Raw genomic sequence first — 14,237 nt, forward strand, 5'->3', positions numbered from 1 at the left:
TTTCTTCTATCAAATTAATTAAAATGTTAGACTGATACCACCGGAAATTGTACGAATCGGTGTGTAGAGTGCTGTTGTTGCAGAAGTGTAGCTCTGACGTGGATCAAGGCCTTTACGTGCAGAAAGCAAAGCAACATTATCCGCTGCGAAATAAACACGTAATCTGTCTACTAAGAATTTATTTGTGATATTCTTCGGTAGAGTATAACCAAATGTAATATTGTTCAGTGACAGATAGTTTGAGCTGGTGATCCAACGGTCGGACTGGGAGCTTGCATACTTGTCTTCTGCGTCCAGACGAGGAATGTTTGATCCTTTGTTTGTCTCACTCCATGCATTCCGGATATCTGTATGCCAGTTCGTGCCTGCATAAGATGAAGTGCCACCGTGCATGAAACGGGCATAACCGCTATCGTAGATCTGGCCACCTAACTGATAAGACATTTGAATAGAAGCATCAAAACCATACAGGCTGACAGAAGTACCAAAACCTCCATAAACGGTAGGAAGTAAATTATCCGTAGCTTCTTTATAGTTTACAGCCATTGAATAATCGTCGGTTGTAATAGCCTTTCCGTCCTTGTCTTTAGCCCAGTATAAGGCTTTACCAGTTTCAGAATCAACGCCTGCATATTTTACCAGATACATACGGTACATGGATTCTCCTTCCGAATAAATACGTGTATTATCAATCAATTCACCTTCCAGGTCCTTATGCAATTTAATAATCTTATTATTGATGAAAGATGCATTCAAATTGACATCCCAGGAAATATTTTTATTTTTGATTATAGAATAAGCCAAGTCGATTTCCACACCTGAGTTCCGCATCGAACCGACATTCATCGGCAATTCCTGATAACCGGCTGACGGACCTACCGGTCTGTAATACAACATATCCGTAGACTGGCGTAAGAAATATTCAATGCTACCGTTTAAACGGTTATTAAGCATGCTGAAATCAAAACCCGCATTGAAAGATGTTGATGTTTCCCAAGTCAGATCGGGGTTACCCTTGTAGTCCAAAGTCCCATCAGCAAACAGACCGTTCGAACCGGTCATTTTGAACTGATCGATGTATGCATAATAATTACCGATCAGGTCATTACCTTGTTGTCCGAAAGATGCCTTAAGTTTCAGCATGTCGATCCAACTGATGTTTTCCATGAACTGTTCTTTCGACATAATCCAAGCAGCACTTGCCGACCAGAAATTACCCCAACGATGATCCGGGTGGAAGCGGGATGAACCGTCACGACGGAAAGACGCACTTACATAATAAGTGTTTTTGTAATCGTAGTTTACACGAGCAATATAACCCTCTGTTGCATATGAATTTCCATAACCGTAACCGATTAACTGGTTGATGGCGTTATTCACATGGAAATCTTCCGGATTATACAAATTCTGACCGGTTGCTTCAATAATTTCTTCGTTCCACTTGTAACCATCGTAACCGATCATAGCGTCAAAGTTGTGATCGTCGTTGAAGGTCTTCCGGTAAGTTGCAAGATACTGTTGGTCCAACCCCCATGTACGGCTATGTCCCTGGTAAGCAGTACCTCCATAAGAAGCGCTCTGTCCGGAATAGGCATTACCTAAAAGGTTATAACGTTCGCTATCCAGATTCATACCATAACGGGCCGTGATTGTCAATCCTTCGATTGGGGTAAAATCAGCATACCATGTAGCATTCAGAATATCATGTAAATATTCATCTTTATTATAAATCAAGTCACCTGCCGGGTTTGAGATAGACATGAAAGAGCGGGAACGGTTAGTACTTTCGCCATCGCCATAGTCATACACTTTTCTTCCTTGGTTTGTCATAATCTGACCGTTAGTGTCGCGTACATATAAAGGATAAATAGGAGCAATCATATTTGCCATCAAAAAGGCATTACCGGAAGAAGCAGTAGCAGTCTGATCACCGGGAGAGCGGCTGTTTGAATAAACATAACTCATGTTTGCACCGACTTTCAACCATTCTTTAACCTGGTAATCGCCCTTTGCACGTGTTGAATAACGTGTAAAACCGGAACCATCGATAATACCCTGATCATCCAGGTAACCGAATGATACATAGTAGTTAGCCTTCTCTGTAGAACCTGATATATTAAGATTATACTCTTGACGTGTTTTATTGCTGAACATTTCGTCCGCCCAATTGTCTGGTGTATAATAGTAATCGCCATCGGAATAGCCTAAAGTAGCATTCGGATTCATTTTACCGTCCATACCATAAAGACTTTCTCCATCCGGAATAGTAAAGATTTGATAACCAAGACCACCTTTACTTTTAACCGGCAAGTAAGTATTAGCATATCTGTTGGCTTTTGCAGCATCATATCCCAGATTATAAACACCTGCGTTATAAAGGGATGTATATGCGTTATCCATATACTCAACAACATCAGTCAAAACATCATAGTTCTTAACCATACGTGAGTTTACGCCGATCTTGCCGTCAAAGTTAATCGTAGCCTTGCCGCTTTTACCTTTCTTTGTCGTGATCATAATCACACCATTGGCACCACGTGCACCATACAAAGCTGTAGATGCAGCATCTTTCAATACAGTCATCGACTCGATATCCTGTGAGTTTATGGAAGAAATATCTCCATCATAGGGAATACCGTCGACAACATAAAGAGGATCTGATTTGGCATTAATAGAGCCGACACCACGGATGTTTACTTTGGCAGACTGTCCCGGCTGACCGTTTGAACTTTGAATCTGCACACCGGCAACGGCACCAGCCAATGCATTCGTAACATCAGAAACCTGACGTCTCTCGATCTGCTCTGTTTTTACAACTCCGGCAGATCCTGTAAAAGCTCCTTTTTTTGCAGTACCATAAGCGACAACCACCACCTCATCAATCATTTGGTTATCATTAGATAATACAACTCGAAGGTTCGATTTTACACCGACTTCCTGGGATTTCATCCCTACGAAAGAAACTACCAGAGTCTTTGCAGAACTATGTTTTGGTATAAATAGTTGATAATTAACGTGCTATTTAAAATACTAATATTAATTTACTTCAAAATAGCAAAAACAATAAAAGCATGTAGACATGATGCTATGTTAATTGATTTTCAAATGATTAGCCAATATCATAGAATTAATTGCTTCCATACAATAGTCTATATAAATAGAACTATTATTCTACCAGATTCCTGTTGAACGAGTCGTATGAAAAACTATTTTGCAGAAGCCTGATATCCATTTTTTAGCCAATATTCAAATGCAGGATCTTGGATTTCGATCACATTACCCGGTAAGATATCGATCAGGTCTTTTTCGAGTGTTGCTTTTCTTAGATTTTTGATATTGGCTGATGTGCCTAATTGATATTGTTTCAATACGTCTTTGGATGAAAAATTGACAATACCATCGGCAACTGCAATAAGAAAACTAATTTGACGAGAAGTTAATGAGTCGATTATATTGGTAAATAGCAGGCTTAACTGTCCTATCAAGCTGTTGAATGCTTCGGCTACTATTTCTTCCGAACAGACATCTAAAGTTCGCAACCAGGTCTGCTGGCTCAATTGTTGAGTATAATAAGGATGATTCTTCATTTTATCGGCAATCATACCGCATAATTCATCGGAAATTTGTTTACCTGTGTCTGCAAAGCGTTTAGAAATAAAGGTGATCCAATCTTCCCGTTTTATCTTTTGTAAAAAGAGAATATCTCCGAATTTATAAAATGGCATACTATAATCATTGAAAATATCTAATAACATATGCCGCTTGCTTCCATAAAGGCAATAACAAACAGATGTATGTGTCTGCCAGTGGGCACGAAGCTTACGTTGAAATGCGAGCGAATCCTCATATTCGTTGATATTTTGAAATTCATCGATACAAACAATTATCTTTTTACCTTTATCTTTAGCAATTTGTTGTGGCAGGTCTAATATTTCATCATAGGAGAGTCGGTTTTCTTTAAAGCTGATCCCAAACGACAGTTCATAACTTTGGCTGCCTTCTGAAAGAGAGACAACCGGAGCCATTCGTCCCAAATATTTTTTTACACCGGCAACAAATTCTTCCCAAGCAGAGGTCGATACCCGCATCAAGGCATTGGCATAGGCTGTGTAAAATTGTTCTTCTGTCCGGCAATTAAAGATATCAACCTGGCAAACCAGTATATCTTTATTTTTTTCAGATAAAAGTCTTGCACATTTATTCACCAGAGAAGTTTTACCCCAACGACGCGGGGATATGATGACAGTATTAATAAGACTACTGAAATTCTGGCTTAACAATGCAACTTCATCTTTTCTATCTGTGAAATTCTGCTTGTCGGCAATGCGTCCGTAAACAAATGGTGCTTCCATAGAACAATCATTTTATGTAGAAGCAAATGTAGGCACAAAACTTGAAAAGTGCAAAAATGAAATGAGTTAATTTGAAACCAATCTATTTCAAACTAACTTATTTCATATACTATATACATTAAGGAACAAAAAGCCGGATTCTATCAGTTAGAACCCGGCTTTTTATGGATTATAATATTATATGTTTTTATGGAAGAGTAATAAGAATAGAACCACCTTCCCCTGTATAGTCAAAACCGCCTTGTAAAGCTTCTATATAATAATAAGGCGCCAACTGGAATGTTTTGTCATCAAGCTGCTTGTTATTTGCAAGACTTATTCCTGAAAAAGAGCTTGGATGATAAGCATAAATTGCATTTGAAGGACTACCGTCATAGTTTATACCGATAAAGAACTTATTGTAATAAATAATTCCGTCCTTTATCCAGAATTCAATATAGTCGCAAGAGGTAGCTGCAACCGCATTTCCCCATTGACCATCATCATTCTTCAAGCCTTGTTCATATGGTTTGATTACGCGGTAACGGTCAAAACCTTCAGCTTTCCGGATTTCTACATTGTAGGGCTTTTCTGTGAAAGCCAGAATATCTGCAAATGTACCGGTACCTAAAGATACCCAATTGTAATCTTTGTTGACAGTTACAGTAACCGTATTACTACCACTAATAGGATCATTTGTGTTGTCCAATGTCAATGTAACTTCCAATTCTTTGCCGATTTCCAATGGAGAAACATTTACTGTTACTTTTGCCATGTTTTCACCGGCAGCAAAAGTGTAACCGGAAACAGTGCAACCAACCAGAGGTTCGTCTTCTACTGTCGCAGTTAGAGCAACAGTTCCGCTTTGTTCGCTACCGGCATTTGCACGTACGACATCTACTGTAAAAGTAGGATCGGCAGGCGAGACTGTAATATCAGCTAAAGATGCACTTACAAAAACTGCGGCGTTTGCTGCATCTGAATATATAGCACTTTCCTGTTCGCTATCGCAGGCCGTAAAAGCCAATGCGATTGATAGAAGAGCTATTGATGTTGATAATTTTGAGATATATTTCATCGCTTTATTCTTTTAATCAATAAATAGAATTTATTTAGTATCACCGACTGGATTCTGATCTTTAGTCTGATCCAGGCTGGCATTCCCGTCAAACTCGGTTTGAGGAATAGTTAATACCCACATATAGCTTTCAGGATCATTGGCATTACGATTAACGAGTAAAGCATCAATCGGCCAACCCATTTCTGCGGTTCGTTTGAAGCCTTGTTTCAAACGGCGGATATCGTAGATACGGCCAAATTCACCCCAAAGTTCTATACGGCGTTGTATGATAATTTCTTCCAATAAAGAACCTGTATAATCAGTGGTCAATTTACCCATAGCTGTTCCGGATTTATGATCACAACTGTATGAAGCATCACGTTTGCTCATCAGGTCCGTTAAGTATCCACGTGCACCTGCGTCATTACCCAAACGACATTCTGCTTCTGCTGCAATCAGATACATTTCTTCAATACGCATCCAAATATAATCACCCATCCAAGTTTGAATTTCAGAAAATTTGAATTTTTCTTGTTGGTATCCCCCAGCTTTATTATTCGCATCTTCGGGATTCCACCATATCAAACGGTCGTCAGTCGTCCCCATTTTTTCATATAATTCTTTGCTAATCTGTTTACGGGCTTTAGCTCCGTACTTATCGGCATCAGCATCCATATGTGTGAAAAAACCGGCATACATACCACTTTGATCAGAAAGAATTTCAGCTCCCCACATAACATTTGGAGCACTTGTACTATTCACACCTTTAAAATCCGAAACTTTAGCGATAGTACATTTACTTGTTGCAATCGCTTCTTCAGATGCTTTTTTAGCTGTATTCCAATCTTCCATTACTTGGGCAATGCGAGCTTGAAAACCTAAAGCTACACAATAATCAATATGGGAAATATGTTTACGAGTAGTACCATTTAGCAGCTCAACTGCTTTATTTATATCACCAACAATCAAATCGTACACCTCTTGCACGGTAGAGCGAGGCTTTCCTTCCGTACCGGCAACGGTCGGTTCTGTGTAAATCGGGCAACAAGGTTCGGATTCATGTCCTTTATAGGTACGTGCAAAACTCTGTGCCAACATAAAATATGAATAAGCGCGTATTGCATAAGCTTGTCCTATGACATAGTTAACTTCCGCTTCCGTACCGGCCATTGTTTCCTCTGCGGAAAGAATATAATTTGCATTGGAAATCCATGTATAATAGCAATTCCATAAATCATATGAACGCCATGTAGTAGAAGTATATCTGCTTTTTACATTATACAGGCAGTCATACCAGAACCAACCACTTCCCTTATCCGCCATAATAAGGTCTTCACCCATCACATCACCCATTAAATTATAAGCACTGATGCCGAAACATTGGTGTGTGTTATCTGTGGGAGACCATGCCGAATACATGGAACGGTAAAGGCCGTTCAGAGGTACTAAAGCTGCATTTGCATTAGCCAATAATCCTGTTCCGGACATTGAATCGGTCGGATTGGTATCGAGTGAACTCTCCAGACAGGATGACAGAGTAGTACAAGCCATCAGACCGACAAACATATATTTGAATATCTTTTTCATCTTGTTTCTTATAAAAATGTTTCTACTTTAGAAATTAATTTCCACACCAAAAGAATAGGTCTTATTCGGTGCATAAGTATAATCAGTTTCGCCCTTGAAATTATACTGAGGATCCATACCTTGCAGGTGAGAGAATAATGCCAAATTATCGATAGAACCGAATACACGGATATTATTAAGTTTCGCTTTTCTCATCCAATCTTTAGGCAAAGAATAACCTAATGTGATATTTTTAATTGCAAAGTAAGATGCATTAATTAAAAAGCGATCAGTTGCTGTATAAGATCCATTAATTTCTACACGAGGTACATCTGTTATATCACCAGGCTGTTGCCAACGGCGCAATTGGTGTTTATTCCATGTATTTGTCGCATACTGTGCATTCATGGAACCTGTGTACAAACCATCATAAATCTTACCGCCAATAGAATAGGTTGTTAAGATTGCCAAATCGATGCCTTTATAAGAGAAATCTGTTCCGATGCTACCATAAAGATCAGGAATGCGATTCCCTTGATAATATTTACTGGTCGATGCCTTTGAATAATCATCGCTGATACGCTCATTTATGATATTCCCGTTTTCATCTTTGTCATAAACCCAATAAAGTTGAGCACCTGTTGCAGGATCTACGCCAGCTGATTTAGCCATGTAGAATGTATTAATAGGCATACCTTCTTTAATGCTGTAATTTCCTTTTATAATTTCAGGTGCAGTATTAGTCAGTTTCAATACTTTATTTTTTACCGTTGATCCCATGAAAGAAAGATTCCATCTGAAGTCTTCAGTCTGGATAGGTGTTCCTCTCAATTCAAATTCAAAACCTGTATTTCTCATATCTCCAACATTGGCATTGTAACCATTAAATCCAGTAGAAGTAGCCATCGGATAGCTCAATAGCATGTCAACAGTCTTGCGATTGTAATATTCGGCATTAACCGTTAAACGGCTATTTAATAAGGTTGCTTCAATACCTACGTTTAAATTTCCATTCTTTTCCCAAGACACTTCCCTGTTTTCCAAAGAGGAAACCATGCCACCGATTTGATTTGAATTAGGCCAACCTAAATCATATAAACTCTGCCATAAGTAATAATTACTTGTTGCATCGGAATGCAGGATATTATCGTTTCCTTGTTGTCCATAGCTTAACTTTAGGGACAAATTGTCTACCCATTTAATGTCTTCCATAAAGGCTTCTCTTGAAATACGCCAGTTACCGCCAATAGACCAGAATGTACCCCAACGATTATCTTTCTGAAAACGTGAGGAACCGTCTGTACGCAGAGATGCAGAAAAATAATATTTTTCATCATAGTTATAATTGAAACGTCCTAACCATGATTCAATACGATAATTATCGGTGTAAGAGTCTGCAGAGTTAAGTGTCGTACCTGGGCGCAATTCGAGAATGCCGTCGACCAGATTTGTTTTTCCGGCTTTCAGATATTCGTAGCTGTAAGCATAGAATTCGTGACCGACTAATACATCAAAAGAATGCAATCCAAAGGAACGGTTCCATGACAATAGTTGGTTGAAAGTATAGCTTTGCATACGAGTACTGTACTTAGTCAACAAACCTCCTGCTGTAGCTTGGTTGCCATGATACATATTCATATAACTCATTCGTGCTTGATTACGATAGTCAAGACCAAAGTTCACGTTAAGTTTTATTCCCTTGAAAACCCCGAAGTTGTCTTTGTCAGAACCGAAGGTAACACCTGTACGTAGACTTGCTACATCATTTTTTCTATTTGATTTGTCATCCGTCAAACCTCCGACTGGATTATAATCCGTATAACTGCCCGGACGTCCGTTTTCACCATAGTCCAACTGGGGTTTTCCGTCTTCTCCTAAAACATTTTTACCATCCAAGCCTTTTATGTAAACGGGAAATAATGGTGATACAAATTGTGCAGAATACCAAACGTTTGATGTAGAAGAGCCATCATAATCACTATAGTCTTGAACCGAGTTTGATAAAGATGCATTTACATTAGCCTTGAACCAGTCGGTTACATTCGAATTAACATTCACACGAGCATTATAACGCTGGAAACCTGTGTTTATAAGGATACCATCTTCATTCAAATATCCAAGAGAAAACATATATTTCGTTTTATCGGAGCCTCCATTCACTGACAATTGATGTTCCTGTCTGAACGCATTATCACGCTGAACAGCATCCATCCATCGTTCATCCCATGCCGAAGCAGCATCGGCTTGAACCATTCCGGTTTCAGGGTTGATCAAATCATCCCATGTGTAGTTTTTAAATGGATTGTATAATTCACCTCCTAAATTGGCACTCAAACCTGATCTTGCCATCTGTTGAGCCTGTTCCCATGAATAACCGGAGTTAAAAGCATAACCATTGCGCAAAGCTTCATAAGTCAATTGTACAAAGTCCTTTTGATCAACCATGTCATACGGTTGGATAGCACGTGAAGCCCAACCAACTGTTGATCGCCATGTTACTTGTGCTTTACCTTCTTTTCCTTGTTTCGTTGTGATCATAACAACACCATTAGCACCACGTGCACCATACAAGGCTCCGGCAGAAGCATCCTTCAATACGGTCATAGATTCGATATCAGAAGGATTGATAGAGCTTAAAGAACCATCAAACGGAATACCATCCACGACATACAACGGATCTTGGGATGCATTAATTGAACCAAAACCGCGAATAACAATAGAGGCAGCCTCACCAGGCTGTCCGGATCCTGAAGTTGTCAACAAACCAGTAGCTTGTCCTTCCAAACCTTTTGTCAGATTTGTAATTGGACGAAGTTCCAACTTCTCATTGCTAATGGTTGAAGCTGATCCTGTGAAAGAACTTTTCTTTGCAGTACCATAAGCGACGACCATTACTTCATCAAGCATCTGATTATCAGATTCAAGAATGATTTTCAAATTAGATTTAACTCCGACTTCCTGGGGTTTCATGCCCACAAAAGAAACTACCAGAGTTTTTGCAGAACTTGGTACATCTAAAGAAAATGTACCGTTAAAATCTGTAACTGTACCTATAGTCGTACCTTTAACAACTATAGATGCACCAATGATGGGCTCATTGTCTTCTGCCGAAATAACAGTACCTGTCACTTTCGACGTCTGAGCGTTGGCCATCCCAATACCTAATAATAGGCAGAATAAAAGGAAAGTTAACCTTTTCATAGACACACTTTTTTTGTTTAACTTATAAATAACTAATTTGCACTATTCTATTTGTAATCTTATACACCAACTATGTATAAATCTTCCTAAGTGATGGCAAATGTAATAATAAATTTATTATAACAACTAAAAACTAACAGTATTTTATAAAAACAAGGTCGTTAATTAACAAAAGAGTGTGCAAAATCGGCATTTTAGGTTGTTTCGCCTCTGCTTATCCTCTATTTGCGGCTCATTTAAAATTATCTATTTTTAACCTCTACCCTCAACGCCAAAACTAAGGGATTTAGAAGCCTGAATATATGGTTGGGGTCTACATAGGTAGAAAATGAATTTGAGATTTGTTATCAAAGAAAGAAGATATGTCAATTTATATTTGCGGGAGCACAAATCTGTTTTTATAGAAATGTAGATATGCAATTATAGAAATATGGGATTATGTAGTTACAAACATAAAACGATGCTTGGGGGAAAGTTAACAGAACGACCTATCTGGTCCGGAAAAATAATCTAAAAAATACAAGAACCCCCTTTTTGACCGTTTTTCTATTTCATCCGAAATCTTGATCAATTTTGAATTGACTTTTTTCACGGATTTAATCTTTTTGACTGACAGCAGGCGAAATAAGCTGCCGAGACCATCCCGAAAAGTGTGCAATTTGATTACCGAAAACCAGAAACACCAGCAAAGTGATAAAGCTTAACTCCCGGAGAATCGAATATTTGAAAATAAAACGGACGGCGTTCCAAATATCTCAAGGAAATTTAGGGGCTTTTTTGCCCTAAAGACGGTCCTCTTTTCAATTATGACCGTCCTAATCTCCATTACGACCGTTCTAATCTTCACGAGGTGCCGAGTGCACTACCTATCAGCACGGTCGTAATGGCAAAGAGGACGGTCGTAATTGCTGGAAACGCTCAAAAAAGAGGAAAAAGTCCCTTTTTGAGGTCTAAAAAGTGGATTAACATTTGTTTGGTTTCAGATCTCTTTTTTGCCGGAAAAATACGTTTTATACAATAACCCCCATTTAGGAATCGATATTTATTTAGTAGAACTTTTAAAAATTAAGGCTCATTCTGATATTGCAGGATATTAGATATTGTTTTATTAATTAGTCTTTTACACAAAACATAAAGCTTGATTATCGATCTAATACTACAGGTGTATTTGAAAGCCACCAAAGAGGTATAATCTTGTAAATGAATGAGTTGGCTCGATTCGTAGTTCTGCAAAGACTCTGGTAGTTTCCTTCGTAGGAATGAAGGCCTTGGAAATCGGTGTAAAACCGGTTTTGCACATCGAATTAAGTTCTGATGTGGAATTATTGGACGAAGTGGTGGTGACAGGTTATGGAAACTTTAAAAAATCATCATTTACAGGTGCCGCATCAAGTGTTACTACGGAGAAGTTACAAGATGTACCGTCATTAAGCGTACAGTCTAAATTGGCTGGTGCTGTTTCTGGTGTTCAGATCACTTCTACATCCGGACAGCCGGGTGCTGTGGAATCTGTCCGCATTCGTGGTATGGGTTCTATCAATGCAAGTAACGACCCTCTTTATGTTATTGACGGAGTTCCGATGATGACTGGTAACAGTAATGGTTTTAGCTACGATGATGCAGGAAGCAGTATGCTTTCAAACTTAAACAGTAATGATATCGAGTCAATGACTGTTATCAAAGATGCAGCTGCTGCTTCTCTTTACGGTTCACGTGCTGCAAACGGTGTAATCGTTATTACAACTAAAAAAGGTATGGCTGGTAAAACTAAATTTACGGCCAGAGCTGACTGGGGTTTCTCAAACATGGCTATCGATTACCGTCCGATCTTGAATGGCGCCGACAGACGTGATATTCTGTATATGGGTTTCAAAAACTACGGATTAAACAGTGGTATGGATGAAACTGCCGCCACATCTTTGGCAGACAGGAATATCGATTCTTATGCCGCAGAGCCTTGGAGTGGATATACGAACTGGAAAGACGTTTTGTTCCGTAACGGTTCGCATCAGAATTACGAAGTGAATGCGCAAGGAGGTAATGACAAAACGAAGTTCTATTCTTCATTATCTTATGCAAAACAAGATGGTATCACTTTGCAATCTGCTTACGAACGCGTAACCGGACGTGCAAACCTGACTCACAAAGCTGGACGAATCACTCTGGAAGCAAATACATTATATTCATTGTCTACTCAAGACGTAAACAATGAGGGAACCAGCTACGCCAGCCCGATCATGTGTTTGGCTATGACGGCTTCTCCTTCTACTTTCCCGTACAACGAGGATGGGACGTGGTCTACTAAATTCCCGGCTCTGAACGGCGCGAACCCGCTGCAAACAGCCACTTACAACTATAACAAGAATAAGGTAAACCGCTTCTTGGGTTCGGTTGCTGCAACTTGGAATATTTGGGATAATCTGAATATCAAGGAAGTTTTGAGTTATGACTTCAACCAGAGTAACAGCCGTGCATGGTGGGATCCGCGTTCCAATGATGGACGTACTGCTAAAGGTGTTTACCAGCGTTATATGCAGAACCGTAGCAAGTTCAATACGCAGACTCAGTTGACTTACAACAAGACTATCGCAGAAAAACACAATCTGGATATCCTGTTGGGTTACGAAACAGAAGATTATGAGCTGGATTATACTTACTCTAACGGTTCTCAATATCCTTCTTATAAAGAAGAAATTGCAAATGCCGGTTTGACTCGTTCTTCAAGCTTGAAAAAAGGGTATCGCATGGTTTCTTACCTGGGACGTATCAATTATGATTTCGACAGCAGATACTATGCCAGTGCCAGCTACCGTCGTGACGGTAGTTCTCGGCTATCACGTGATAGCCGATGGGGAGACTTCTGGTCCGTATCTGGATCATGGAGACTGTCGCGTGAGGCTTTTATGGAATCTTTGTCAGAGATTATCAGCGATGCAAAGATACGTGTATCTTATGGTTTGAACGGAACTCAGCCAACTGATTACTACGCATATATGGGCTTGTTCCAATATGGTTATAACTATAACGGCTTTGGTGGTTCTGCTGAATCTACCTTCTTTAACAATGATTTGAAATGGGAAAAGAACCATGCTACAAACGTGGGATTGGATGTTACCTTATTCAATAAGGTTTCAATTTCTGCAGAATGGTATAACCGTGATACAAAAGATTTGATCATGGACAAACCGATCTCCGCTGCTTTAGGTATTATAGATGGCAACGGTACTGCATCTAAGTTGCTGAATATCGGTTCTATGAGAAACCGTGGCTTCGAATTGGAAATTAAGTCTACTAACATCCAGAATGAAAACCTGACGTGGACAACATCTTTGAATTTGGGTCATAACAAGAATACACTGACTAAATTGAATGGCGAACAAGACCAGATTATCAGTGGTGTATCGATCCACAAAGTAGGTGAGCCTTATTATTCTTTCTATGCATACGAATATGCCGGAGTCGATCCTGAAACCGGTAAGGAAATGTATTATGTGAATAAAGATGGCAGCCGTGAAACAACAACAAACTCTGCCCTGGCAAATAAAGTGATTATCGGTAATGTGGATCCGAAAGTACAGGGCGGTTTGACAAACTACATTGGTTGGAAGTTCATCGATTTTAACTTTACATTGACTTATTCTTTAGGCGGACATGCATACGACTATGCTACCTGGTTACAGAGCAATGGCGGTACATATAATTATGTAGGAAACGTTCCGTCTTATTATAAGATGGAGGAGACATGGCAGAAGCCGGGTGATAATGCAAAATTGCCGCAGTTCGCTTATGGCAACAAAAACATAAATTCCTCAAGATGGATGATGTCGACCAATCATCTGCGTCTGAAAAACATGACTGTCGGTTTTACTTTACCGCAGAATTGGGTTAGAAAAGCCGGTATCGAAAAGCTAAGAGCTTATATCTCTGGTAATAACCTGCTGACATGGAAATCCAAAGATCTTTATGTTGATCCTGAAGTACCTGTAGACGGGCTTTGTACATTCGAAACTCCGGCTCTCAGAACCGTAACTTTTGGTATCGAACTTGGTTTCTAATTTTAAACAAATCATAAGAACAAT

At 39.3% G+C, this 14,237-nt stretch carries 6 protein-coding genes; 1 reads left to right on the plus strand and 5 read right to left on the minus strand.

The genetic code is table 11. The annotated features are described in order from the left end of the window. Positions 1–18 precede the first annotated feature (18 nt). The 5 genes from DWW90_RS06835 to DWW90_RS06855 all read right to left on the minus strand — a co-directional run bounded on the left by DWW90_RS06835 (position 19) and on the right by DWW90_RS06855 (position 10,158). Complete coding sequence (locus DWW90_RS06835) at positions 19–2,997, minus strand: TonB-dependent receptor (RefSeq protein WP_255418854.1); 2,979 nt, start codon at positions 2,995–2,997, stop codon at positions 19–21. Positions 2,998–3,206: 209 nt separating this feature from the next. Next, positions 3,207–4,352, minus strand: coding sequence for an ATP-binding protein (locus DWW90_RS06840; RefSeq protein ID WP_122331855.1), 1,146 nt, complete (start codon positions 4,350–4,352; stop codon positions 3,207–3,209). Between the two features lie 187 nt (positions 4,353–4,539). Beyond that, on the minus strand, positions 4,540–5,409 hold the full coding sequence (locus DWW90_RS06845) for a hypothetical protein (RefSeq protein WP_122344446.1): 870 nt from the start codon (positions 5,407–5,409) through the stop codon (positions 4,540–4,542). A gap of 30 nt (positions 5,410–5,439) precedes the next feature. Further along, positions 5,440–6,978, minus strand: coding sequence for a RagB/SusD family nutrient uptake outer membrane protein (locus tag DWW90_RS06850; RefSeq protein WP_122331856.1), 1,539 nt, complete (start codon positions 6,976–6,978; stop codon positions 5,440–5,442). A gap of 27 nt (positions 6,979–7,005) precedes the next feature. Continuing rightward, positions 7,006–10,158, minus strand: coding sequence for a TonB-dependent receptor (locus tag DWW90_RS06855; protein ID WP_233547664.1), 3,153 nt, complete (start codon positions 10,156–10,158; stop codon positions 7,006–7,008). A gap of 1,238 nt (positions 10,159–11,396) precedes the next feature. On the opposite strand from DWW90_RS06855, the gene DWW90_RS06860 reads away from it, so the two are divergent. Then, positions 11,397–14,213, plus strand: coding sequence for a TonB-dependent receptor (locus tag DWW90_RS06860; RefSeq protein WP_122344447.1), 2,817 nt, complete (start codon positions 11,397–11,399; stop codon positions 14,211–14,213). Positions 14,214–14,237: the final 24 nt, after the last annotated feature.

Origin of the sequence: Parabacteroides sp. AF17-28 (genome assembly GCF_003479205.1) — a bacterium.
Taxonomy (GTDB): domain Bacteria; phylum Bacteroidota; class Bacteroidia; order Bacteroidales; family Tannerellaceae; genus Parabacteroides; species Parabacteroides acidifaciens.